The following is a 23,978-nucleotide window of genomic DNA, read 5'->3' as shown; positions in this document are numbered from 1 at the left end:
TGTTCCGCTAGCTAAGCCCTTTGAATTCAGTCGGCGATATACCGACGTATTTTTTGAATTGTTTATAAAAATAACCGGTCTCCCAATACCCGACCTTCCGTGCGATTTCCTGCACCTTCATGTTCGTCATCCGCAGCAGTTCCTTCGCTTTCTCGATCCGGTATCGGTTAATATACTCGGTGAACGTCTCATTAACTTCTTTATGAAATAATTGTCCCAGGTACACCGGATGGATATTGTACATCGAGCCAAGCACCTTCAGCGACAAATCCTGATTGTACGCATCATGAATATAATTTAGCACCTGCTGGACGACCGGACTCTTCACGTCGCGTTCAAGCAGATCCACCGTCATAGCCGCCGCTTCCTTGATCATCTCCATCAGTTCGGCCGAGGTTGTCGCCCTCCGAATTTGGCTAAGCCCACCCTTGTACGGCTCCGGATCATCGGTATGGGTGATTTCCTGCAGCAGCATCTTGAAGCGAATCAGCCATTCCATCGCGATCTCCTGCAGCAGATCCGGCGTCATACCCTCCAATTGCTGCAGATAAGCGAAGTCCTTCTCGATGCGAAGAAACAACGCCTTCGTATCCTTCGCCATAACTTCCTTCTTGTATTCATTCCAGTCGATCGGCCAATCTCCGAGGCGCGTCTCCTGCTGCCGGCTAGCCAAATCCTCATAACGTAAAATCCGGTCGGCTGATCTGACCATGAAATATTCCTGTGCCCGTTTGGCATGACTGTAGCTTTGCGAGGCATCCTCCACCTTCTCCACACTGCCAAGTGATGCACAAATTTTGTTATGGGGGGACAGGAGCAGGCGCAGATTATCGCTGATTCGTTCCGCATCCTCCTTGCACGACGACACATCATCCGCGTTGAACACAAGCACAATGTCGCCGTCCATATCCCGGAAGGGCACAACATTCTCCGACGAACTCAGCTGATTCATTACAGAATCGAACACCTCTGCCATAGAATGCCCGGCTCGCAGTATGGATACCTGCACATACCGCTGATCGAGCTCAATGCCCAGCAGATCGGCACGCTCCTGGAACTCCTTTGGACTAATCTGATCCTGCAGCCAGCGATACATCACATTGTCCCTCAATATCCGCATGCTCTGCTCGTTCAAGGCGAGCTCCGACCGGTTCACATTCAACTTCTGGGCAACCGTTCTCAAGGTTCCCTTGAATTCTTCCAAATTGATCGGCTTCAACAGATAGTTCTCAATCCCAAGCGCCATGCCTTCTTTCAAGTAATCAAACTCGTTATATCCGCTAAGGACGATGACTTTCAACTCGGGATGAACAGCCCGGACATGGCGGATTAAATCCAATCCACTCATCACGGGCATCGAAATATCCGTAATTAGAATATCGGCTGGCGTTACCTTCATCGCTTCAAGCGCAATCGCGCCATTCTCCGCATGGCCCACAATTTCCATGCCGAGCTTAGCCCAATCGACAATATCGTAAAGCCCCTCGATAATGAACGGCTCATCGTCTACGATAAACACTTTAAACATGGTTGATTACCCCCTCTCCCTTCCGGGGAAAACGAATGGTAAGTGTGGTGCCCTGTCCTTCTTCACTTTCGATTTCAAGGCCGTAACGGTCGCCAAAGAGCAGCCCCAGTCTCTCATGGATGCTGCGCAGCCCGAACGATTCCGCGTTCTTGTCCGGATGATACAGTCCAGTCATGATTTGCTCCAGCCGCTCCCGCGCAATACCCTTGCCATTGTCCCTGACCTGGACGATACAATCCTCGCCGCTTGGCTGTACGGATATTTCAATATGATTGTCATTCCTGTCCGCCCTCATGCCATGCAGAATGTAATTTTCAATGATCGGCTGCAGCGACATTTTAAAAATGGGAATGCTCTCAAACGGCCTATCGCATCGGATGCTGTAGGAAAACTTATCCTTGTACCGGATGCGAAACAGCTCCAGATACAAGCGGCAAGCCTCCAGCTCGTCCTTCAGCGTATAGTTGCTTTTCTGCTGAACAAAGCTCTTGAACAGCACCGACAGGCTGTAGATCATCTCCGCGACATCATGGGCTCCGTGGGATATGGACCGCATGCGAATGACTTCAAGCGTATTGTACAGGAAGTGGGGATTCACCCTCGCCTCCAGCGCGGCGAGCTCCGCGTGCTTCTGCTTGATTTCCGCCTTGAGCCCGCGATCAATATACAAGTTCAGTTCATCGAGCATATCATTGAAGCTCTTGGAAATTTGTCCAAGCTCATCCTCACGGGGATCATCGATACGCGCTTTCAGGTCGCCCTTCTTCACTTTTCTCATCAAACGAATGATGTTATAGATCCGTCTAGCAAAATTGCCGATAAACAAGGACGGAACGATAATGGCGACCAGTATGCAAATCAAGGCGATCGTAATGATCGAATTGCGCACGCCCCGGTAGGTGGCGGCAAGCTCTTCCTTTGGCACCGCGCTGAGCACGGTATATCCTCCCTGGCTCTGGGTCAGTTTCGTGATGGTCATATCTTCACCGATTACCCCAGTGTCATAAATGGAGCTGATCTGTTCTGCATACGGATACTTGCGGCCGTACAACGTATTTGAAGTGTCGAACAAGACGTCGCCGTCCGCGGACAGCACAACGATCGTCCCTTTAAAATCATCGCGATAATTCGCCAGGCTCCCCCAAATCTTCTCCGCATCAAAATAAACGAGCAGCTGCCCGACATTGCGCAGTGATTGCTTGTTGTTCACCGGGACGCGAAGCGAGTACATCGACTGCTCTGGCAAATTCACAATTTTCCGTACCCAAATGTTCGGGATCGATACCTGGGCCTCTTCTTCCAGGTACATCGCATCCGGCACGAAGGAGCGGGCCGCGTTTGTCGGGATGATTTTGAACTGCTTATGCTGATTGTAGACATATAATTGCTGCTGATCCGCACTGTACAGCATCAAGCTGCGAATGTCGGGATCATCCTCCATCTTATTGCGGAAGAACTGAACCGCATCAGTTGTTGCTCCGATATCGCTGTAGAACTTATCCAATCTGAACCGGACATACTCTTCATAGGGATGCTCCATAAGAAAAGAGGTGTTGCTCGCCAGCTCGCTGTCCCGGTACACATCGCGCATCATATTTTGCACCGATTCGTATTTCCCGCTGACATAGCTGCTAACGCTTTCAACCGCCCGTTTCTGGATGTTCATCTGACGCTGTACCGCAGCCTCCGACAAGGATAAGAACATCAAGTACGAGAACGTTATAATTGTCACAATCATGATAATCGAAAAGAACAGAATCATTTTCAAAAACAGATTGTTCTTGAAATACTTTCGGTATACATTGCCGATAATCATGGTAACCTCCTCAGAATATCGCTTATTATAACATGGCTGCGTGCAAATTTCTTATAAGGAACGCCGCCCAAATGAAATAAAAAAAAGGAAATCACCCCTGCAAAAGGCAATTTCCTCTAGGTTTATTCTACTGTCTTTATTTACGAATGGCTGAAGCAGATTTGTTCATTTTACGCCAAAGGGAGCACCTTCCAGGTGCTCTCTTTCACTATTGTTCTGGCTTTTTGCGCTCTTGCGCTTTTGTCCACCATTGCTGCTTAAGCTGTTCTTGCTGCGATTACTGCTCTCTGAACTCCTGCAAGCCCTCGTTCAAGGAACGGGTTGCCGAGTATACTTGCTGGTAGAGCTTGAACAACCGTGCATATTTCTCGACATTCGCCGCATTTGGCTCGTATGTGGCACGGTAACCGATGAATTTATCCGCGCAGTCCTTCAGGCTGTCAAACCAGCCGCTGCCAACCGCTGCCATCATCGCTGCGCCCATGGCCGGGCCCTGCTCGTTGTTCAATGCAACGACCGGCGTGCCGAAAATATCCGCCTGCATTTGCAGCCATACCGGATTCTTGGCGCCGCCGCCGATCGAGATAATGCGCTCCACGTTAATTCCCGCTTGACGGAACAGCTCCAGCGATTCTGCCAGTGAGAAGGTGATGCCCTCCATCACAGCGCGGGCGAGATGCTCGCGGCGATGCGTGCCAGACAGTCCAATGAAGCTGCCGCGGATGACGCTGTCCGCATGCGGCGTACGCTCGCCGACCAGATAAGGCGTGAACAGCAGCCCTTCCGCTCCAGGAGCGATATCGGCTACCGGCTTCAAAAGCTCGTCGAAGCTCAGTTCCGGCGCGAGCGAATCCTTGAACCAGCTCATGCTGTAGCCTGCCGCCAGCGTAACGCCCATCGCATAGAACGCTCCCGGATGAGAGTGGTTGAAGAAATGCACCTTACCACCGAAATCTTTATTTTTATCTTCCTCATACGACAAAATAACACCGGACGTACCGATGCTGCACAGCGCATCGCCCTGACGGACGATCCCGGCTCCAACAGCGCCGCAAGCATTGTCCGCTCCGCCGCCAAATACCTTGGTGCTCGTGGAAAGCCCTGTCAGTTCAGCGAATTCCGGCAGCAAAGTTCCGGTCTCTTCGGTGCTTCCGACCAGCGGAGGCGCAAAATCGCTGGACAGCCCGAATGCCTCCAGAATTTCCTCGCTCCATTTCGCTTCCGGCACGTTCAGCATCAGCGTACCTGCCGCATCGGACAGTTCCATGTGTACGTTCCCCGTCATGCGGTAGCGCAAATAGTCCTTCGGCAGCACAAAACGCGCCGCTTTGGCGAACAGCTCCGGCTCGTTCTCCTGCACCCACAGGACTTTCGGCAGCGTAAAGCCTTCCAATGCAGCGTTTCTGGTAATGTCCAGCAGCTTGTCGCCAAGCTTGGCTTCAATTTCCCGGCATTGCTTCGTCGTGCGGGTATCATTCCACAGAATGGCATGGCGCAGCACTTCATTCTTATCGTCCAGCAGCACAAGGCCGTGCATTTGGCCGGAGAACGAGACGCCTTCGATGTCCTCGGCAGCGATGCCGCTGCTCTTCATCAGTTCTTTGAGGCAGGTGATCGTGCCTTTTACCCATTCTTCAGGGTCTTGCTCACTGTACCCGGGGCGCTCGTGAATAAGCGGATAAGCTGCCGTTGCTTCTCCTTTGATCTCTCCGTCTTGGCCTACCAGCAGCGTCTTTACCGAGCTAGTGCCCAGATCGATTCCGATTACGTATTTCATCCGTGACTCTCCCTTCACCAAATAAAAATTGCCGCTCCCAGCTTACTTCTCATATTCAAAAGGGGACGTCCAGCGTCCCCTTTATAATTGCTCTTATTTCATAGTGATCTTATTTCGTAGTGATCTTATTTCGTAGCGAAAATATATTCGTTCAATCGAGCTTTAACCAATTCCAGGTGGCTGGATTTGTTGCGGATCTCGCTGTTTTGCAGTGCATAAGCTTCCAGCGTCTTGAAGTTGGCTTTACCGGATACGATGTCGGCTCCGATGCCGCTCTTGAAGCTGGCATAACGCTCTTCCAGCAAGTTGTCGAAGAATTTGTCCTCGATCAGTTTAGCTGCTACTTTAAGTCCTTTGGCGAAGGTATCCATACCTGCGATGTGAGAGTAGAACAGGTCTTCCGGCTCGAAGGAGCTTCTTCTTACCTTCGCGTCGAAGTTCACGCCGCCAGCGCCAAGGCCGCCGTTCTCCAGAATTTCGTACATTGCCAGTGTAACTGCATACAGATCTGTCGGGAATTCATCCGTATCCCAGCCAAGCAGCAGGTCGCCTTGGTTGGCATCGATGGAACCCAGCATGTTGTTGAGGCGTGCAACGCGCAGCTCATGCTCGAACGTATGTCCAGCCAGTGTCGCGTGGTTCGCTTCCAGGTTCAGCTTGAAGTGGTCTGCCAAGCCGTATTTTTGCAGGAATGCGATGGTTGTAGCCGCATCGAAGTCGTATTGGTGCTTGGAAGGCTCTTTCGGCTTAGGCTCGATCAGGAATTGGCCTGTGTAGCCGATTTCCTTCGCATAATCAAGAGCCATATGGAAGAATCTTGCCAGGTTGTCAAGCTCAAGACCCATGTCCGTATTGAGCAGAGACTCGTAGCCTTCACGGCCGCCCCAGAATACATAGTTTTCAGAACCAAGCTCAAGACCTGTTTCCAGACCTTTCTTCACTTGTGCAGCTGCATAAGCAAATACATCAGCATTGGAAGTCGTTGCTGCACCGTGAACAAAACGAGGGTTGGAGAACATGTTCGCTGTGTTCCAGAGCAATTTCACGCCGGTAGCTTTCATGCCTTCTTTGATCTTAGCAACGATAACGTCCAAGTTTTCGTTCGTCTCTTTCAGGTTTGCGCCTTCAGGAGCAATGTCGCGGTCATGGAACGCGAAGTAAGGAGCACCGAGCTTCTCTAGGAATTCGAAGTTTACTTCCACGCGGTCCTTCGCAAGATCAAGACCTGTGCGAGTCTCCCATGGACGAATCATGGTTGCTTGACCGAACGGGTCGCTTCCGTCCATCGTCAGGGTATGCCAGTAAGCCACCGCAAAACGAAGATGCTCTTTCATCGTTTTGCCAAGTACGACTTCGTCCTCGTTATAATGTTTGAATGCCAGCGGATTGTTGGAGCCTGAACCTTCGTACTGGATTTTGTTAATGTTCTTGAAATAACTCATACTTGAAATCCTCCCAGTCTGATTTGGAATTACTTGTGGAAAGTAAGCCTTTACATCATGATGATTATTAGTAGCATGACCCAAATTTAGACGAGGCATGCTGCTTGATATCTTTATCCTAACACGGCCGACTTAGTTTGTCTAGTAAACTAACTAAGTTATTGATTTAGCATCACCGTTATGTGTATGATGTAGTTATCTTTTATGTAGAATCGAGGGTATCATCATGAAAATTACGGGCGATCAGCAACTGATCAAGAAAATGAACAAAACGCTCGTTCTGGATACGATTCGTCAGCGGCAGCCCTTGTCCCGTGCCGATATCGCCGCTACGCTCGGCCTGAATAAAGCCACTGTATCTTCGCTTGTCTCCGAGCTGATCGAGAGCCAGCTGGTCACCGAAATCGGCCCTGGCGAATCGAGCGGCGGGCGGAAGCCTACGCTGCTGCTGTTCAACCGCGGCGCCGGATATGCCATCGGCATCGATATCCGCGTCAACGATCTGTTTGCCCTGCTCGTAGACCTGGAAGGGAACGTCATTCGGGAACGAACGGTTCCCCTGGAGGATTCGTCGCCTGATCATGCGATTGACCAAATCCGCAAAATGATCCACTGGCTCAGCAAGAAAGCGCCCGAATCGCCTTACGGCATCGTCGGCATCGGGATCGGTGTACCGGGACTCGTCGACGAGAAGAGCCGGATCGTCTCGGCCCCGAACCTGGGCTGGAACAATGTCGCTGTTCAGAATTTACTCGTCTCCGAATTCGGGGAGAATATTCACATAGACAATGAAGCCAACGCAGGGGCAATCGGCGAGAAGCTGTACGGGGCCGGACGCGATGCCGCCAATTTGATTTATATCAGCATCGGTGTCGGGATCGGCTCCGGCATGATTGTCGGCGGCGAGCTGTACCGCGGCATTTCCAATTTCTCCGGCGAAGTGGGCCACATGACGGTGAGCGAGAACGGCCCCCTTTGCCGCTGCGGCAACCGCGGCTGTTGGGAGACGCTCGCTTCGGAGAAGGCGCTGCTCGATCGTGCAGCCCAGCGCTGGAAGGACAGCTCGGCCGCTTCCGATGAGGAAGGGCTGGAGCGCCTGCTAAACCTTGCCCGGGCAGGCGATCCCGATGCGCTCTCCCTGCTGGAAGAGACGGGGAAGCATCTGGGCGTCGGCCTAGCAAACCTCGTCAACATTCTGAATCCTGAATTGATTGTCATCGGCAACCGTCTGTCGATGGCTGGAGATCTGCTTCAGGAGCCTATGCTGCATACCCTGGAGAGCCGCAGTTTGTCCTATCATATGAAGAAGACGCAGGTCGCCTTCGCCGAGCTGGGCATTCGCAGCACCGCCCTGGGCGCGGCCTCGATGCCAATCACTTCCTTTCTAGCCGATCCGGATGTCACTTCGCAGAAAACCCAGCTTTAAAACTCATTAAGCCCTGACCAGAACACTCTACCTGGTCAGGGCTTTTTATTGTTTCAATCCATATTTTTGCAAATAAGGCAGCAGTACAGCTGAGAAACCTATAATTTACAGGTATTTTCTTGTAACTAAGTATAATATTTGCTAACTTAATAGGATACGAATAGTGAATAAGGGACAGGAGAGATATTTATGCGTAAACTGTTTGAGCTGTTAAGTTTAGCAGGTGTTGTCGGCTACTTGATTACCCGCTTTTTTTCTATGAGCACAAGACTCTGATGTTTATTTTCGGAGGATTAGCCATGGTCGGGCTTATTGGCAGGTGGCTCACTCGAGAATCAAAGAATGTATAGGGGATGAAAGAAGGAGAATTGTTATGAAAGGAATAGTAATTAAAGAATTCGTCGGCCTAATTAGAGGAATTAAATCTATTTTAATCGTTTTATTTATTACCGGAATATCCATTTTAGCCGCCCGCAGCTTGAGAAATAGCCCCCTATTTATGGACGAATCCTCGAATCCGTCGGCTACGGCTCTGGCTGGATTATCTTTTATACTGGTGATCTTTGGGGCTCTATTTGTGCTTACTCTATCGCATGATATTGTGAATCGCGACATTCAGCTGCAGCGGATCCGTCTTTTGATTACCAAAACCTCCCGCCCTTCAGTGATTCTAGGCAAGTTCTTGGCGGTATGGTTATTTTGGGTCATCGTATCTCTCATTTCTTTCGTATTGGTATCCTTTATCACGCGAACCTTTGTCATTCATGAATTGCTATTTCTATGGATATATCTTGCCTTCCTGTCCAGCATTTGCGTTATGCTATCTACCTTAGTGATACACCACGCCTATTCCGTGATCCTGAGCGTGCTGCTCGGTCTGGCCCTGCCGATTTTTGGAATCTGGAGCATGTTCTCCTCCGTTGTGCCGATCCGTGCTTTGCGTTATCTGCTTCCCTACTACCCAATGTTTGAACAACCAGCACTGCTGCTCGTAACTGTGGCCGAGGTCCTTGTCTACTTAGCAGCCGCCGTGGTTTTATTTCAGAGAAAGGATTTATAAGCATGAAAGCATTAATCGTAAACCAACTGTCTAAAGAGTATAAGACGAAGAAAGCCGTGGATGATATCAGCTTTAGTCTAGAGACTGGAGAAGTATTCGCTCTTCTCGGAAGAAATGGAGCTGGCAAAAGTACTACCATCAACATGCTGAGCGGCATTTTAACACCGACTTCTGGCACAATCGAGATCTTAAATACACCCTACAGGCATATGAATAAAATCAAACAGCGCATCGGTGTCTTGCCAGATAACAGTAATTACTACAATGAAATGACCGCCATTCAGCATATGAAATTTTTCGCTCGAGTTAAAGGGGTTTCAGCCCGAAAGGACTCGCTTGTTGACCTGCTTGAATCGGTAGGTCTAGGAGAGGATTTAGGCCGAAAGGTCGGGCAATTCTCGCTTGGAATGAGAAAAAAATTAGGCATCGCTCAAGCTTTGATCGGCTCCCCAGAGCTGATTTTTCTAGATGAGCCCACCTCGACGCTGGACGTCGAGTCCGCACTGCAAATTCGTCAATTGATCAGTACGCTAGCATCTCAAGGCATTACTATATTCATGACGTCCCATAATCTCGAAGAAATTGAACGCATCTGTGATCGGGTGGCTATTCTGAACCATGGAAAAATTGAAAAAATGGGAACCTTGGAACAGCTTCGCGAGGCACATACCCGCAGCATCAACATAACTATCAAATATCAAGCCAGCGATCAATCACAAGAAAGCCTGTGGCTGGATCGGTTACAGCAGATGGCTGGTGCCGTGCAGTGTAAACCCCCTTATGTCGAGATAGAGCTCGACGAGGAAGAGGTGATCCCGGAGATTGTCCAAGCCGCGGTGGAGTGTAAAATCAGAATTTACAGCATCGAACGGGAAAGGGTCTCGCTGGAAAACATTTTTCTGGATGAGAAGCTGGCCTGAGACAAAACGGCAGGATGCATATCTTTTATCGCGAACAGCCCCCCGTGATTGATACACGCTCCCATCATAGTAAACCTAGAAAAAACAAATGACCCTGACCAGGGCACAAATCCTGGTCAGGGTATTTTTATGGAAAATCCAAACATCACTGCAATCCATCCTATTCCAAATAAGTCGGTCATAGCCTGTAACCTTTTCGCCCACTCCCCGATCTAATTCTATAGAGGGCCCTCAAAAGGAGTTGAAATTCTTGCAGCAAGATATAGTACTGGACGTCAAGCGGGCGCAGCAAGGTGACCGGGAAGCGTTCATCCGGCTCTTCCGGATGCTGGAGCCTCAGTTATATAGCTTGGCCAAGTCCATTGTCAGACGTGACGAAGACTGTGCGGACGCATTTCAGGAAACTACGCTTAAAGCGTACAAAGGCTTAGCCACATTACAACAGCCAAAATATTTTAAAACCTGGGTCATCCGGATTCTGATCAATGAATGCAATCAGTTGCTTCGTTTGCGCAGTAAGACGGTGGTTATGGCAGAACTCCCGGAAGCGGAGCCTCCGTTCCATTACTACGAGGACAGCAGCAAGCTGGATCTGCATGAGGCCGTGGATCATCTGGACGAGTCATTGCGCATCGTCATCCATTTGTTTTATTTTCAAGACTTGTCAATTAAACAAATCTCGAGTGTGCTGGACATTTCCGAAGGAGCCGTCCGAACGCGTCTGCACCGGGCTCGCGGGATATTAGCCGATGAAATAAAGCGGAAACAGGAGGGGAAGCTGACTTATGGAAATATATGATCTCGATAAAAAGCTTCGGGAAATCGGCAGAGGAGAACTAAACGAAGTACCGGAGATCATTCGTCAACGTCAGGATCAAGTTTACGCTTCCTTGCCCCATCATCCGATAGAGAACAAAACCGGGCATAACATCCGCAGCCGGATCATGAGCAAATTTTGGGCCGCTACAGCCGCTGCCGTCCTCCTTATCTTTATCGGGGGACTAAGTGGTGTAATGATGTCGCCAGCGTTGGCAAATTCATTGAAAAACCTGCCGCTCATCAGCAATATCTTCAAACTGGTTGACGATTTGGGACTACAAACAGCGGAGGAGCAAGGACTGGTCGAGGAAACAAAAGCCAGTGTGACCCATGAGGGAGTTACTCTGCATGTGCCCCAGGTCATCTTTGACGGACTTCGCTTGTCTCTGGCGGTTCAGCGAGAAGGCGATCATTTTCCCAACGCTATTCTGGATTCCGAGGTCGTCGGAGAAGGGGAGAATGCGAAAGTGATCCACCAAAGAGGCGAAATCAGAGATTTCAAAATGTTCATCAACGGCAAACCTACCCACGAATATAAGGGAAACCAACGCATCGGTTTGAGCGGGCTGCCGACAGAAGATCCTCATTCAGCGATTTTCCGGTTAACTGCCCATTCCGGCCCGGGGGAATCGGCATATTTTCTACCAGATCAATTTACACTGACAGCTCAATTTTGGCTGGAGGGTACCAAGGAGCCATTTGTTTTCGAGATGCCTGTTCGCAAGCAGACGAAGACAACGAGTCTCTCCCCTAGAGAAACGAGAAACTGGAGAAATGTTACCGTCACACTGGACGAAATTCAATTTACCCCCCTGACAACGAAGGTGACTTTAAATCTGGAACCAGAGGATGGGTCGAGAGAAGCTTATCAGAACTTAATATTCGAGCTATGGGATGGGCAAGGAAATCTCTTGAATTTTGTCGGCGGCATGGGGGCGCTCGGAGAAGCTGGCGAAAGCCGGAGTGAACTGTTATTTGACCGCTTCAAGGAAGCCCCAAGTACAGTAACGCTGAAAGCATTTGTCCCTGAAATGGTCGACCCTTCGGCCAAAACGGGCTTGTTCAAGCTTGATCAGAATGGAGAACTTGTCAAACATTATGTGAAAGAACTTGAAATGAGCGTACAAGTAAATCAGAACGAAATAGAGAAACTGTACAACCTATCCAAATAATAAAACCATATGTGGAGGAGTTTAAAATGAAAAAGGTATATAAAGTGATGACAACAGCCGCTTTAGCAAGTTTGATTTTGGGTGGAGCGGCTTTAGGAACAGCGACAGCGAATGTATCCCGTACACCCCTGCTTACCCCTACGAGCGTGGCGGCACAAGCGTCGGCGCAAAATCCTAGTGTAACCCACAACGGCATTACGCTGAGCGTAAGTAAGGCGCTGTATGACGGCAACTATATCGGTATTACCGTAAATCGAAGCGGCGGAGGATTGACTTCAGGAATAACCAAAGGGCATTTTGATCAACAGGCCGAGGATTATGTATGGGCAAAAGGAGCCATTAAGGACATTCAAATTTTCATGAATGGCAAAAATATTTATGACATGGGCGACGGAAAGCTGCATAAAAGACCTAGTCTCGGTTGGGCGCAAGGCTCCAATCCAGACACAGCGGAAATTAAGATTGTCGATCCATCCTGGCTGGGGGATCATCTCAACGAGCTCGCTTTTTCAAATAAATTCAAGCTTACCGTCAAGATCACGCTGGAAGGTGTAGACAATCCGTATACCTTAGAAATGCCGATCCAGCAAAGCGTAGAGAAAGCGACGGCCTTGAAGCCAAATATGACCAAAAAACACGGAAACCTAAGCGTCACCTTGAGCAAGCTTAATCTAACCTCAGATTCTTCCCGTATTCAATTGATTGAGAAAGGCTTAGACAAAGACAAGCATTCGGGCATCATTTATGAGTTCGTAGATGACGAAGGCAACATGATCGAACAAATTTCCAGCTTTGGAACAAACGACAACAACAAAAATGGGCACTGGTACCACAATTTCGTGATCGATGCCCTGAGTAAAAACACCGAGTCGATCACGGTCAAAGCTTTTATTCCTGAAATGGAAACACCAGGAGCAACATCAGGCAGTTTTAAACGAGATGAAAACGGCAATTTGGTAAAAAATTATATTAAAAATCTCGAAATGACTGTAAAGGTGAAGTAACCCATTGTAAACCTTGCCCCGCGCCTTGTATTCTGGGCGCGGAGCAAGGTTTTTTTATATTTAAGTTCTTATACGACAACATTGAAACTACGATTGGCCAAACGTATAGGAGCCGCCAGCCTCACCATCAAATGAAATGATGCCGATCCCTGGCCCCTTCAACCGGCAGGATGCGGCAACCGCGCAGCTCACGACAACCTCCGTAAGAAGGCCCTCCGCCCAGGAGAAATCGACGGTGAACCCGCCCCGGGCCCGCAGCCCTTTGACCCTCCCTTCGCTCCACCCTTCAGGCAAAGCGGGGAGCAATCGAATCATTCCGGTATGGCTTTGCAGCAGCATCTCGGCAATGCCCGCCGTCCCGCCGAAATTTCCGTCAATTTGAAACGGCGGATGGTTGTCAAAAAGATTGGGCAGCGTGGAGTGACTGAGCAGTTCCTTCACATTCTCGTAAGCTTTAGCCCCCTCCCGCAGCCTGGCCCAGAAATTGATTATCCACGCCCGGCTCCAGCCGGTGTGGCCTCCGCCATTCGCCAGCCTGCGCTCCAGTGTCGTCCGCGCGGCTTCGGCCAGCTCCGGGGTGCGCTCTACACAAAAAGCTTCGCCCGGGAATAACGCGAATAGATGGGATATATGGCGGTGTCCCGGCTCCATCTCCTCATAATCCTCCATCCACTCTTGGATCTGGCCGTATTTGCCGATCTGCGGCTTGGGGAGCCGCTTCAGGGCAGTGGCAAGTTCCTTCCGGAACGCCTCATCCCGTCCGATGATCTCCGCACTGCGGATGCAGGCGCTAAATAGCGCCTCGATAATCTGAAAATCCATGGAAGCCCCAGCACACAGCATGCCTGTCTCCCCATTGGGAAGCTTATAGCTGTTCTCGGGAGAGACGGACGGGCAAGTAATCAAACGGCCCTCCCCGTCCTCGATCAAATAGTCGAGAAGAAATTGTGCCGCTTCCTTCATGGTCTCATACGCCCGATGCAAGAAATATTGATCCTGACTGAACCGGTAATGCTCCCACAAGTGCAGACATAACCAGGCCGCACCCATCGGCCAGTAGGAAGCCGGGAGATACATATCCTGCGGAGCCGTATCCGCCCAAATATCCGTGTTGTGGTGCGCCGTGAAGCCCCGGCAGCCGTACATCACCCTGGCCGTTACCCGGCCAGGCTCCCGCATCCGCTCGATCAAATCGAATAATGGCTCATGGCACTCGTTCAGATTGCAGTTTTCCGCCAGCCAATAATTCATTTGGGCATTGATATTGATCGTGAATTTGCTGTCCCACGGCGGCAAAAAGCTGTCGTTCCATATGCCCTGCAAATTTGCAGGCAAGGAGCCGGGCCGGCTGGAGGAAATGAGCAGATAGCGGCCAAATTGAAAATAAGTTGCTATCAGGCCATGATCCTCTTCTCCTTTCCGGATTAGCGCTAGCCGTTCATCGGTCGGGAGTGTGGTTCTGTCCGGGTTTTTCGGCAGCTCGATGTCAACCCGCCCGTACAGCTCCCGATAGTCGGCAACGTGGCGGGCCAATTGCTCGCTATAAGTGGACTTGCTTATCGCCGTCACCTGCCGCTTGCCGTAAAGCTCCGGATCCGGATGCCGGAAGGTTGTACCGGCAACGAGCAGCAGTGTAACTGCATCCGCTCCGGTCACCACCAGATGTTCGCCAAGGGTGCGGGTGTCGCCGCCTTCCGGGATCGCCTTCAGTACGGCGCAGAAGGAACTGCCCCCCTTCCCCCCGCATTCCCCGCGCATAACCAGCCCGCTTTGCCCCCATTTCTCCGACTTCTCCAAGTACCTCCAGTTCTGCCGGTTGAACCGGGCTCTGAAAGATAGGGCTTTCTCCTTGTCGGCGGAAATTCGGAGGACGATCGCCTGGTCCGGATAGCTGGCGAACATCTCGCGGGTGTACCGCACCTGGCCAATCCGATAGCTGACGCGGGATACGCCGTGCTCGAGATCCAGCTCCCGGATGTAGTCTTCCGCAGGCGGCTCATGATCAGCGAACGCCAGCAGCAGATCGCCTAGCGGCAAATAGTGGCGCTGAGCTTCGGGCAGCCCCGTCATCGTCATCGCCGCCAGATCCTCCGCCTCCCGCAGCCGTCCGTCCATAATCAGTTCGCGTATTTGGGGCAAATGAGGCAGTGCATCTTCATTGTTGCGGTCACGCGGACCGCCGTACCATACCGAATCCTCGTTAAGCTGCAGCTTCTCTTCGGCCGTGCCCCCGAAGATCATGGCCCCCAGCCGTCCGTTTCCGATGGGCAGAGCTTCGTTCCATTCCGCAGCCGGTTCTCTATACCACAAACCATGCTTCTGTTCCATCGCAGTCATGCTTCCCCTCCGATCCGTTGGATTGAGATCACGAATATATTCAACCTTATTCCAGCGTGAACGAGGCCAAGCTCGCGCTTCCCATGCCAGTGTATGTAAAATACAAGGCTTGGATGCCGTCGGGAATGACAAGTTCTGTAGAATACGGTTTCCATACGTTTGAAAATTCAACCGGAATCGTTCCGAGAACAGGGCCGTTCCATGCGGTTTTGATTTCAAAGGCACCACGGCAATACCCACGCACCTGGATGGTCATCCTCCTGATTCCATGGCAGTCAAAATACTTGAACCCCGCCGTAGCCGAATCCGTCATATTGGCGATATATCCCATCTCCTCATCGCCGTCTTTTCCATCCTGGGTTATTTTCGGAAACCGGCTGTCCATCCATGCCCCGGAAGCGCCAAAACCTCCTGTATACAGCTCTTCGTCTTTACAAAACAGGTTACATGCCAAATATGCAGGATATTCGCCGCGCCCTGCAAGCGGCCCTCCGTTCGGGCCACAGGAGGTCATCTCCACCTGAGGGATCGTTCCGTCCTCCCGGAATGAAATGGGCTCCATACACCCCTGGCGGCTAAATGCGGTACCATTGGTATGCCTGTGATAGAAAATGTACCATTGCCCCTGAATTTCCACAGCACCGCCATGGTTATTGCCTCCGTAATACATCGGTTTGTCAGCCGGTTTATAAGAATCAATATGAAGATCATTATTGCTTACAATGACTCCCTGATATGTAAAGCCCTTTGTCGGAAATGGGCTGGTCGCATAACACAACTCATGCATGACAACCGAAGAATAGATCAGATAATAAGTATCGCCTCGCTTCCTGATGGATGGCGCCTCGAAAAACTCATGTCCTTCAAATCCGCTGCCCTTGCTGTACGGTTCGCTTGGCGCAACAAACACCGGTTCTTCCACGATGGTGAGCATATCCCGGCCGAGCACCGTGGCCATGGCCCCTTTTCTTGATTTGTCCCCGATGGCACAAAAGCCGGTATACAGATAAGTGAATTCCCCTTCTGTCAGCACGGCAGGATCAAATTGAGGCTCATCGCCCTGTCTTTCTCCTAGACGTGTTCCATCCGAATATCTCACATAGCCATAGAACTCATATTCACCAGCTGGAGAGTCACAGACGGCAACCGAAACAATGGGAACCTTATCTAGGACATAGTACAGATAGTACCGTCCATCAGGTCCCACGGTGACATCCGGTGCATACAGACACATGCCGCCGTCCGGATTAAGCGGATCGTCTGTTTTTTTGTAAATCACACCTTCATACCGCCAGTCCGCCAAATCTGCTACGGGTGCTGACCAGCATACATAGTCGTTTAAACAAAAAGCATGTCCGTTAAAGCGATCATGGGAGCCGTAAACATAAACCCTGTCGTTAAAAACATGCGGCTCCCCGTCAGGAACGTATTCCCAGGATGGAAGATATGGATTCAAACCTTGTTTTGTCATCATTAATGTTGTGCACTCCTTATTTTTTGATATAAACTGTCGAAATATTGATATACTCTTTGTATTCATAGATATATTCCCTTTGATTGAGGTGAGGAGCATGACCAAGATTTTCTATGTGGAATATGATGCGGCACACAATAGCCATTTTATTTTTGATATTCCCGAAGGACATGACTGCTGGCTTTTAGTGATCACGCAAACTCCGGCTCAATTTTGGGTGGACGGGGAATTGAAGGAATACCCGGCTCACTGCGCTGTGCTCTATCAGCCGAAGCAGAAAATTTACTACCGGGCCTGTTCCCAGCAATACATCAACAATTGGATTCGTTTCGAATCCGACGAGCCTTATGTGACCGAAACATCGCTCCCTTTCGGTGTTCCTTTCGCTTTAGATGACCCGGAGTACTGTCACAAGTTATTTCAGCTGCTCGTAAGCGAAAATTCATTCAGCAATGATTATAGAGAGTCGTCTATCGACTGCCTGCTTCGAACGCTGTTTAATAAACTCTTGGAGTCTTACTTCCAGGATGAGATTACTCCGCAGCACTATAACCTGTTAAAGCTCCGGGCCACCATTCACAACGACCCCGGCCAGCATTGGTCGGTTCCAAAGATGGCGGAGATTCTTCGCATCAGTCCGGGTTATCTTCAATGGATTTACAAAAAAAACTTCGGGATTTCCTGTATGGACGATGTCATCCATAGCCGAATTCGGCTGGCTAAAGAATATCTGATCCATGGTACACACACGGTTGCCGAAATTGCCGATCGATGCGGGTACCACAATGTGGAGCACTTCTGCCGGCAGTTTAAACAGTTAACCGGGTACACGCCAAGAAACTTTCACAAGCATACCCGCAGTCTGACCGGCAGAGCAGAGGTCTCATCCCTTGATTCCCGTCATCGTAATGCCCTGAACAAAATGCCGCTGCCCCACGAAGAACAGAATAAGTACGGGAATCACCGTTATTAAGGAGACGGCCATCAGCATCTGAATTTGCGACGAACCAAAGGAATTCTGGAAGAACTGCAAGCCGATTGCCAAGGTAAAGTTCTGATCGCTGTTCAGGTATATCAACGGCGACATATAGTCATTCCAATGAAAGGTTATAGACATGAGGGCAACCGTAATTAAAGCAGGCTTTATAGCCGGGAGCAGAATTTTATAATAGATCTGGAAGGCGTTTGCGCCATCAATATATGCGGCTTCATCCAAATCCTTCGGAATCGATCTAAAGAATTGCCGCAGCAGAAAAATATTAAACGCACCTCCGCCAAAAAAAGAAGGTACGATAAGCGGCTTCAGTGTATCCAGCCAGCCCATTTTGGTAAATAAGAGATAAGTAGGAACTAGGGTAACTTGACTGGGCAGCATTAATGTGGCGAGCACGGCAGTAAACAGCAGGTTGTTGTATCGTGATTTGAACCTGGCAAACCCATAGGCTACGAAGGATGCGGAGAGGACCGTTCCCAACGTGGCGAGTAGAGTTACGGTCAACGTATTTAATGTATAACGCGTGAAGTCCGCATACTTCCACCCCTCGATGAAGTTATCCAGTGTGAATGTCTTGGGAAACAACTTCGGAGGCAAGGTATAAGCCTCGGACGGTATTTTAAAGGCCGTGGAAAGCATCCATAGGAACGGAAAAATGAAGATACCCGCACAAATGATCAAGACCACATAACTCAGACTGTATCTGATTAAATCGCCGGTTCTTTTACTCTTATAGTAGGTGTCCACAGTAATGCCTCCCAACTTAATTGTCGTAATAGACCCAGTATTTGGAGGTCCGGTTTACAATCTGGGTTATGATCATAATGACAATGAACAATAACCATGCCAAGGTTGATGCATAGCCCATCTCACTATATTTGAACCCATTGTTATAAATGTGCATCATGTAGGTGTATGTGGCGTAACTCGGGCCGCCCTCTGTCAGAATGTAAGGCTGCATGAAGATTTGAAACCCGCCGATAATCCCCATGATCAAGTTGAAATACAGCGTGGGGGTTACCAACGGCAGCGTAATGCGCATGACCTTCACCAAACCATTCGCCCCATCTATTTCAGCACTTTCATATAATTGCTCCGGAATATCCTGCAGTCCCGCGAGGGTGATAATAATCGAATTGCCGATCGTCCAGACCCCCATGATAATGATCGCAGGCATCGCCCACTTGGTGTCGCTCAACCAACTTGGTCCCGAGATTCCGAACAGGGACAGGAAATAATTAATAAGTCCATATTGCGCGTTAAAAATCCATCCCCACAATAACGTAACTGCAACGCCGGAAGTGATGTACGGGATATAAAAGCTGGTTCTGAAAAAGCCTACCCCTCTGATCTTTTGATTGAGCAGTAGTGCGATCAGGAAGGCTAATATCAGACTGACCGGGACGGAAACGAGTACGAAGTACAGCGTATTCAGCAGAGATTTATAGAACAGCGGGTCCTGTACAAAAGCCCGGATGATATTGGCAAAGCCGATGAATTTTCCAGTGCCCGTCATATCCATATTCGTAAAGACCAATATGACCGAAAAGATCATGGGATACAGGGTGAAAATCAAAAAGCCCAAAAGCCATGGCGAGATAAAGAAGAAAAAATGCCTTTCTTCTCTCTTTGCAATGCTGTTTTTTCGCGCCTTCATTATTTCGCCTCCCCGGAGCCTCCCTAGGAGACTCTGAATTTTAAAGCATGGGAGGATATTGAGTTAAATACCCTCCCCTAACTCTAGCCGTCATACCCACTTACTTTCTGTTTTGATGGATGGAATCAAAGGCGGATTGAATTTGCGATGCATATTCCTTCGCCGCATCTTCAGCCGATTTGCCCTGAATCGTCACCTGCTGCCACATTTGCGCATACAGGTCTCCCGCCTTGGATATCGCGCCTCCCCAAGGGAAGGTAATAGCATCTTGCAGTCCTGTCACAAAATCCACCATGGAGATGTCTGTATTTTCAATCTTCATATTTACAAAGGTGCTTTCGGCTGCTTCCTTGGCTGCAGGAAGGTTTACTTTGCTGTACAAATCGCCGACTTCTTTATTCAGGGACACCGTCTTAATATAAGCCCACGCCGCTTCTTTGTTCTTGGAGGCCTTGTTCATCGCAAATCCCGTTTGAAATTTAATGTTCACGGTTTTCCCCGACGGGTCTTTCGGAGGCATCACGATCCCCCATTCAAAGTTGTTTCCGACATTTTTTGCGATCGTCGATGCTTCAAACAAGCCCATCGGGTACATGGCAGCTTTTCCAGCCGCGAACATCTGGTCCATCGGCATGCTCTTGGCGGCGGCATCATCCGGCATCGCCCCGGCCTTAACGAGGTCGCCAAACAATTGGTAACCCTTAATCGTATTCGGGTCATCTAATGTCTGCTTCGTCCAATCTTCGTTATACGGCGCTCCACCGTACACAAACGGGGCCAAGCTCTGCAGAATCCAGTGTGACACGATGCCGTAAACCCGGTTTGCCCCTTCTCCTGAAGATACTTGTTTGGAAACCTCAGCGAATTCATCCCACGTCCATTCATTTGTCGGATACGGTACACCGGCTTTATCGAAAATTTCCTTGTTATATGCAATCATAAAATCGGAGGCTGTGGTCGGCATTCCTTCCCTTTTTCCATCGGAATCTACATACCCCCCGTCAACACCTTGCGTGAGCAGAGCCTCGAGATCCAGGTTATCCCGCTCGATATAAGGATTCAAATCTTCAAACCATTTAGAGCGAAGCCCCTTCCAGTCAGGAGACATCATGATGACATCGCCTGCATTCCCTGCGGCCAAAGCCGCATCCAGCTTCACGTCAATGTTATCCGCCGGCAGCCAGATTTCATTCACTTTCACCCCTGGATACAGCTTCTTGAAAATTTTGGTGGCTTCCTTCCGGCTCTGAAGCTCTTCCCCGCCACCCCATCCAAACACCGTGATTTCCCCAGAAATCTCCTGACCCTTCTTGTCCGGATCGGCCGGCTGGCCATTCGTCTGTGTGTTATTCCCTCCACATGCCACGAGGGTCATAATTAAAATCCCGACCAACAACATTGCCAAAAATCTTCTCATATGCATCCCCCTCTTCTATTGCACGCTGATCAAAGTGTCGTGAATCGATGAGTAAACATAATCTCCTGACTAAGGACAAAAACCGGGATATTTATTGATATATTCTTATTTCATGTCGTTCTATGGAAATATACTAGTGTTCGTTTGTCACTCAGCAAACTCCCTAGACAAGCCCCCTTTCCATATGACAACTCGATTGTTAGCGTTTTCATTATATTCTAACATTAAAACTTTGAACGATTTGATTCAATGACATATTCTAATTTAATATTGATTTATTCTAATATCGTGAACACGCCTCAATAATAGCTGCTAATAAAAAAATACACCTTCCAGATGTCTTCATATCTTACGACATGATATACATGCTTGAAGGTGTCATTTATTCAAGACCTTACTTTATAAATACCGGAACGGCTCTTTTGCATCCACAAAACTTACGCGAATATCGCTAACGAGGGGCTGAAGCCAATCCGCCATATGCTTCATTCCCCATTCCTCGCTTCGCTCATGACCGACGATCAGCATCGCCTTATTCATTCCTAGCATGGCAGCGTCATTGACGTATGCACATAGCGTCCACTCCGTGATTTCTCCGCAAACCATGACATCCAGGTTCTGCTCTCTCATCAGTTGCATCGGCATATGCTCCTGTCCCAGCCCCAGGCTCCCTCCACCAACCAAAATTCCAATCCGAGAACAAGGCATATGGGGATTACCTACGATGCGCAAAGTGTCCATGGACAGTTTTTGTTTAAAAAATTGCGCGAGTTCCCCCACAGTCGTCTGCTCGATAATATATATCCAAGGGCTGTCTTCATTGGCCTGATGCTTCTCCCAGCCAATTTCTTTCAGAAGTCCCGCATAGATCCGGTCAGGTTGCGCCATGTGCATATGATCATGATACCGCCAAATCGCAATTCCGTAGTCGTCGATCCATTTTTTCTTAGCTAAATATACAGGATCCTCCCCCACCCAATCGAGACGATCTGCCCCGGTATAGTAAGTAGGCTCATGGGTAATGATCATGTTGGCTCCGAGCGAAATAGCTTCCTTAATCACATCCACAGTCGCCATAAAGCTGGTCACAATCCCTGTCACCTGCATGTCGGGGCTGCCGGATACCAATTGATCGCAGGTGTCAGTCAACTGTTTCCCGCCGCAGGAGTCGAGCAGGATTCGATCGATAACATCTTGTACTTTCATGCATTTATTCTCCTTTACAACAAGCTAGTCTTATGTTCGCTTCTTATCCTTTAATGGCGCCAATAACGACCCCTTTGGTCAAATACTTCTGCAGAAACGGCAGCACCAGCACAATCGGCAATATACCGATTACTGCCATCGACATGCGAATCCCCGTGCTCGGAAGCTCTACCGCACCTGCACCAATCACGTTTCCGGCCTGCCCGGATTTAAGAAACTGAATGTTGTTCATCAGGTTGATTAGCATGTTTTGAATGCCATAATATTTCGGTGATGTAATGTAGTATAAGGCGTTAATCCAATCGTTCCAGTAGGCCAATCCCATAAACAGCCCCACCGTTGCCATGACCGGAACAGACAGTGGCAGCATTATCCGAAAGAACGTCCGCAGTTCCGAGGCACCGTCGATTTGTGCGGCTTCAATCAGTTCGCTGGGTACATTGTTTTTGTAGTAGTTGCGGATGAGAAGCACATAAAAGCCATTCGTCAATAAATTGGGCACAATCAATGCCGCCAAGGAGTCTTTGATATGGAAGTACTTCGTCCACATGATATAAGAAGGTACGATGCCTCCGCTAAACAGCATGGTAAAAAAAATAATGAATGCCAATACGTTATGATATTTGAAATCCTTTCTTGACATGGGATATGCCAGCATACTTGAAATTAGAAGTCCGATGCTCGTACCCAAAATCGTAACCAGAAAAGACACACCGTAAGCTCTAGCAAAAGTGGATGCTGAAGAAACCATATAAAGATAGGCGTCCAAGCTCAGCTTCTCAGGAAAATAGCTGTATCCGTTCCGAATCAAGGCCGACTCGTCTGTAAAGGAAGCGACAACGATCAGAATAAAGGGCAAAAAAGCCAGTATAGCCCACAATCCCATAACAACGATGGAAAAAAGCCAAAAAATCCTTTCACCTCTAGTTTGAATCATGATGTGCCTCCTAAAACAACGCATTATCCGCGTTAACCTTTTTGACAATGGCATTTGCCACCATGACAAGAATAAACCCGACTAGCGACTGATAAAGACCTGCGGCGGCAGACATACCAATATCGTTAACCTGCATCAGCGCACGATACACGTAAGTATCAATCGTTTGCGTCGTACTGTACAAGGCGCCTGAATTTAAAGGAACCTGATAAAACAAACCGAAGTCTGAATTAAAAATCCTGCCGATCGACATTAATGTCAGAATAACAATGGTTGGCTTCAGCAGCGGCAAAGTAATCGTCCATATTTGCTTGAGCTTGCCTGCACCGTCGATCTTCGCAGCCTCATAGACGCTCTTATCTATCCCTGCTATAAACGCAATGTACACGATAGATCCGTACCCTGCGGTTTTCCAGAGCTGGATAAAAACCAACAGGAAAGGCCAGTATTGCGGCTCCGAGTACCAATTGATCTCCGGCAGGCCAAGCGGTATAAGAATCGAGTTGTTAATGAACCCGCTGTCCGCATTCAGAAACGCAAAGACAAGATACGAAAGGACGACCATGGAGATAAGATTGGGTAATATAAGGCTAGTATGAAATATCTTAGAGAATGCTTTGCTGAGCAATTCCGACATCAAGATCGCGATAAGGATCGATAGAATCGTCCCCAGCACGATAAAAGCGACATTGTATAGAAGCGTGTTTCTCGTCATGATCCAGGCATCGCTCGTTTGAAACAGAAACTTAAAATTGTCGAATCCGATCCAATCACTTCGGAATATCCCTTTGGCATAGTTGATATCCTTAAAGGCAATAAAGATACCTATCATGGGAATATAACTGTTTATAATAAAGTAGAGCAGCCCGGGAGCCGCTAGAAGCAAGAGCGGAAGCGTCTTTTTGGGTCCTTTCGATTTCGCCGTTGTGGTTGTCATACGATGTTCTCCTCCATTAACGCGAGGCGGACTCGACTCGAACCCACCTCGCCCA

Annotated in this window: 19 protein-coding genes; 7 read left to right on the top strand and 12 right to left on the bottom strand. The window is 49.1% G+C overall.

The features are described from left to right. Positions 1-7: 7 nt before the first annotated feature. From MKX50_RS02235 to xylA, 4 genes are all read right to left on the bottom strand, one after another. Positions 8-1,528 carry a response regulator transcription factor gene (locus MKX50_RS02235; RefSeq protein ID WP_339158290.1) on the bottom strand — a complete coding sequence of 507 codons (1,521 nt, stop codon included), beginning with the start codon at positions 1,526-1,528 and terminating at the stop codon, positions 8-10. Continuing rightward, the gene (locus MKX50_RS02230; RefSeq protein ID WP_213590868.1) at positions 1,521-3,344 is read right to left on the bottom strand and encodes a histidine kinase; all 1,824 of its coding nucleotides are present in this window, start codon (positions 3,342-3,344) and stop codon (positions 1,521-1,523) included. Before MKX50_RS02230 ends, MKX50_RS02235 begins: the two co-directional genes overlap by 8 nt. 277 nt (positions 3,345-3,621) lie before the next feature. Further along, positions 3,622-5,121, bottom strand: coding sequence for a xylulokinase (xylB, locus tag MKX50_RS02225; RefSeq protein WP_155611660.1), 1,500 nt, complete (start codon positions 5,119-5,121; stop codon positions 3,622-3,624). Between the two features lie 125 nt (positions 5,122-5,246). After that, on the bottom strand, positions 5,247-6,563 hold the full coding sequence (gene xylA, locus MKX50_RS02220; RefSeq protein WP_339158289.1) for a xylose isomerase: 1,317 nt from the start codon (positions 6,561-6,563) through the stop codon (positions 5,247-5,249). A gap of 226 nt (positions 6,564-6,789) precedes the next feature. Between xylA and MKX50_RS02215 the strand changes: the two genes are divergently transcribed. The 6 genes from MKX50_RS02215 to MKX50_RS02190 all read left to right on the top strand — a co-directional run bounded on the left by MKX50_RS02215 (position 6,790) and on the right by MKX50_RS02190 (position 12,964). Beyond that, complete coding sequence (locus MKX50_RS02215; RefSeq protein ID WP_339158288.1) at positions 6,790-7,989, top strand: ROK family transcriptional regulator; 1,200 nt, start codon at positions 6,790-6,792, stop codon at positions 7,987-7,989. Between the two features lie 373 nt (positions 7,990-8,362). Further along, positions 8,363-9,049, top strand: coding sequence for a hypothetical protein (locus MKX50_RS02210; RefSeq protein ID WP_339158287.1), 687 nt, complete (start codon positions 8,363-8,365; stop codon positions 9,047-9,049). A gap of 2 nt (positions 9,050-9,051) precedes the next feature. Then, positions 9,052-9,969: an ABC transporter ATP-binding protein gene (locus MKX50_RS02205; protein ID WP_339158286.1), complete on the top strand. Its 918-nt coding sequence runs from the start codon at positions 9,052-9,054 to the stop codon at positions 9,967-9,969. 250 nt (positions 9,970-10,219) lie between these two features. Continuing rightward, a complete protein-coding gene (locus MKX50_RS02200; RefSeq protein ID WP_213590863.1) occupies positions 10,220-10,768 on the top strand; it encodes a sigma-70 family RNA polymerase sigma factor in 549 nt (182 codons plus the stop codon). Beyond that, complete coding sequence (locus tag MKX50_RS02195) at positions 10,755-11,960, top strand: DUF4179 domain-containing protein (RefSeq protein ID WP_339158285.1); 1,206 nt, start codon at positions 10,755-10,757, stop codon at positions 11,958-11,960. Before MKX50_RS02200 ends, MKX50_RS02195 begins: the two co-directional genes overlap by 14 nt. Before the next feature lie 26 nt (positions 11,961-11,986). Further along, the gene (locus tag MKX50_RS02190) at positions 11,987-12,964 is read left to right on the top strand and encodes a DUF4179 domain-containing protein (protein ID WP_213590861.1); all 978 of its coding nucleotides are present in this window, start codon (positions 11,987-11,989) and stop codon (positions 12,962-12,964) included. A gap of 87 nt (positions 12,965-13,051) precedes the next feature. Here the strand turns inward: MKX50_RS02190 and MKX50_RS02185 are convergent, their stop codons facing one another. Both MKX50_RS02185 and MKX50_RS02180 read right to left on the bottom strand, forming a co-directional pair. Continuing rightward, entirely contained in the window at positions 13,052-15,292 is a 2,241-nt protein-coding gene (locus tag MKX50_RS02185) for a glycoside hydrolase family 95 protein (protein ID WP_339159986.1), read from the bottom strand. A 55-nt stretch (positions 15,293-15,347) separates the two neighbouring features. Further along, a complete protein-coding gene (locus MKX50_RS02180) occupies positions 15,348-16,772 on the bottom strand; it encodes a family 43 glycosylhydrolase (RefSeq protein ID WP_339159984.1) in 1,425 nt (474 codons plus the stop codon). A 100-nt stretch (positions 16,773-16,872) separates the two neighbouring features. Between MKX50_RS02180 and MKX50_RS02175 the strand changes: the two genes are divergently transcribed. After that, complete coding sequence (locus MKX50_RS02175) at positions 16,873-17,748, top strand: AraC family transcriptional regulator (RefSeq protein WP_213590859.1); 876 nt, start codon at positions 16,873-16,875, stop codon at positions 17,746-17,748. Here the strand turns inward: MKX50_RS02175 and MKX50_RS02170 are convergent. The 6 genes from MKX50_RS02170 to MKX50_RS02145 all read right to left on the bottom strand — a co-directional run bounded on the left by MKX50_RS02170 (position 17,659) and on the right by MKX50_RS02145 (position 23,923). Further along, positions 17,659-18,516, bottom strand: coding sequence for a carbohydrate ABC transporter permease (locus MKX50_RS02170; protein WP_244996406.1), 858 nt, complete (start codon positions 18,514-18,516; stop codon positions 17,659-17,661). The genes MKX50_RS02175 and MKX50_RS02170 overlap by 90 nt on opposite strands. A gap of 16 nt (positions 18,517-18,532) precedes the next feature. After that, complete coding sequence (locus MKX50_RS02165; protein ID WP_213590857.1) at positions 18,533-19,426, bottom strand: sugar ABC transporter permease; 894 nt, start codon at positions 19,424-19,426, stop codon at positions 18,533-18,535. Positions 19,427-19,526: 100 nt separating this feature from the next. Continuing rightward, positions 19,527-20,843 carry a sugar ABC transporter substrate-binding protein gene (locus tag MKX50_RS02160; protein ID WP_339158284.1) on the bottom strand — a complete coding sequence of 439 codons (1,317 nt, stop codon included), beginning with the start codon at positions 20,841-20,843 and terminating at the stop codon, positions 19,527-19,529. A gap of 399 nt (positions 20,844-21,242) precedes the next feature. Further along, the gene (locus tag MKX50_RS02155) at positions 21,243-22,049 is read right to left on the bottom strand and encodes a Nif3-like dinuclear metal center hexameric protein (protein WP_339158283.1); all 807 of its coding nucleotides are present in this window, start codon (positions 22,047-22,049) and stop codon (positions 21,243-21,245) included. A gap of 43 nt (positions 22,050-22,092) precedes the next feature. Beyond that, the gene (locus MKX50_RS02150; RefSeq protein WP_055106928.1) at positions 22,093-22,986 is read right to left on the bottom strand and encodes a carbohydrate ABC transporter permease; all 894 of its coding nucleotides are present in this window, start codon (positions 22,984-22,986) and stop codon (positions 22,093-22,095) included. A gap of 10 nt (positions 22,987-22,996) precedes the next feature. Next, on the bottom strand, positions 22,997-23,923 hold the full coding sequence (locus MKX50_RS02145; RefSeq protein WP_055106929.1) for an ABC transporter permease subunit: 927 nt from the start codon (positions 23,921-23,923) through the stop codon (positions 22,997-22,999). Positions 23,924-23,978 lie beyond the last annotated feature (55 nt).

Source organism: Paenibacillus sp. FSL W8-0186 (genome assembly GCF_037969765.1).
GTDB classification, from domain to species: domain Bacteria; phylum Bacillota; class Bacilli; order Paenibacillales; family Paenibacillaceae; genus Fontibacillus; species Fontibacillus woosongensis.
Note: the sequence above shows the minus strand (reverse complement) of the source record. Positions and strands in the feature narration are given on the sequence as shown.

Excerpts from the sequence above, each read along its gene's own strand:
- MKX50_RS02235 (WP_339158290.1), bottom strand. The coding sequence starts at position 1,528 with ATGTTTAAAGTGTTTATCGTAGACGATGAGCCGTTCATTATCGAGGGG.
- MKX50_RS02230 (WP_213590868.1), bottom strand. The coding sequence starts at position 3,344 with ATGATTATCGGCAATGTATACCGAAAGTATTTCAAGAACAATCTGTTT.
- xylB (WP_155611660.1), bottom strand. The coding sequence starts at position 5,121 with ATGAAATACGTAATCGGAATCGATCTGGGCACTAGCTCGGTAAAGACG.
- xylA (WP_339158289.1), bottom strand. The coding sequence starts at position 6,563 with ATGAGTTATTTCAAGAACATTAACAAAATCCAGTACGAAGGTTCAGGC.
- MKX50_RS02215 (WP_339158288.1), top strand. The coding sequence starts at position 6,790 with ATGAAAATTACGGGCGATCAGCAACTGATCAAGAAAATGAACAAAACG.
- MKX50_RS02210 (WP_339158287.1), top strand. The coding sequence starts at position 8,363 with ATGAAAGGAATAGTAATTAAAGAATTCGTCGGCCTAATTAGAGGAATT.
- MKX50_RS02205 (WP_339158286.1), top strand. The coding sequence starts at position 9,052 with ATGAAAGCATTAATCGTAAACCAACTGTCTAAAGAGTATAAGACGAAG.
- MKX50_RS02195 (WP_339158285.1), top strand. The coding sequence starts at position 10,755 with ATGGAAATATATGATCTCGATAAAAAGCTTCGGGAAATCGGCAGAGGA.
- MKX50_RS02190 (WP_213590861.1), top strand. The coding sequence starts at position 11,987 with ATGAAAAAGGTATATAAAGTGATGACAACAGCCGCTTTAGCAAGTTTG.
- MKX50_RS02185 (WP_339159986.1), bottom strand. The coding sequence starts at position 15,292 with ATGGAACAGAAGCATGGTTTGTGGTATAGAGAACCGGCTGCGGAATGG.
- MKX50_RS02180 (WP_339159984.1), bottom strand. The coding sequence starts at position 16,772 with ATGACAAAACAAGGTTTGAATCCATATCTTCCATCCTGGGAATACGTT.
- MKX50_RS02175 (WP_213590859.1), top strand. The coding sequence starts at position 16,873 with ATGACCAAGATTTTCTATGTGGAATATGATGCGGCACACAATAGCCAT.
- MKX50_RS02165 (WP_213590857.1), bottom strand. The coding sequence starts at position 19,426 with ATGAAGGCGCGAAAAAACAGCATTGCAAAGAGAGAAGAAAGGCATTTT.
- MKX50_RS02160 (WP_339158284.1), bottom strand. The coding sequence starts at position 20,843 with ATGAGAAGATTTTTGGCAATGTTGTTGGTCGGGATTTTAATTATGACC.
- MKX50_RS02155 (WP_339158283.1), bottom strand. The coding sequence starts at position 22,049 with ATGAAAGTACAAGATGTTATCGATCGAATCCTGCTCGACTCCTGCGGC.
- MKX50_RS02150 (WP_055106928.1), bottom strand. The coding sequence starts at position 22,986 with ATGATTCAAACTAGAGGTGAAAGGATTTTTTGGCTTTTTTCCATCGTT.
- MKX50_RS02145 (WP_055106929.1), bottom strand. The coding sequence starts at position 23,923 with ATGACAACCACAACGGCGAAATCGAAAGGACCCAAAAAGACGCTTCCG.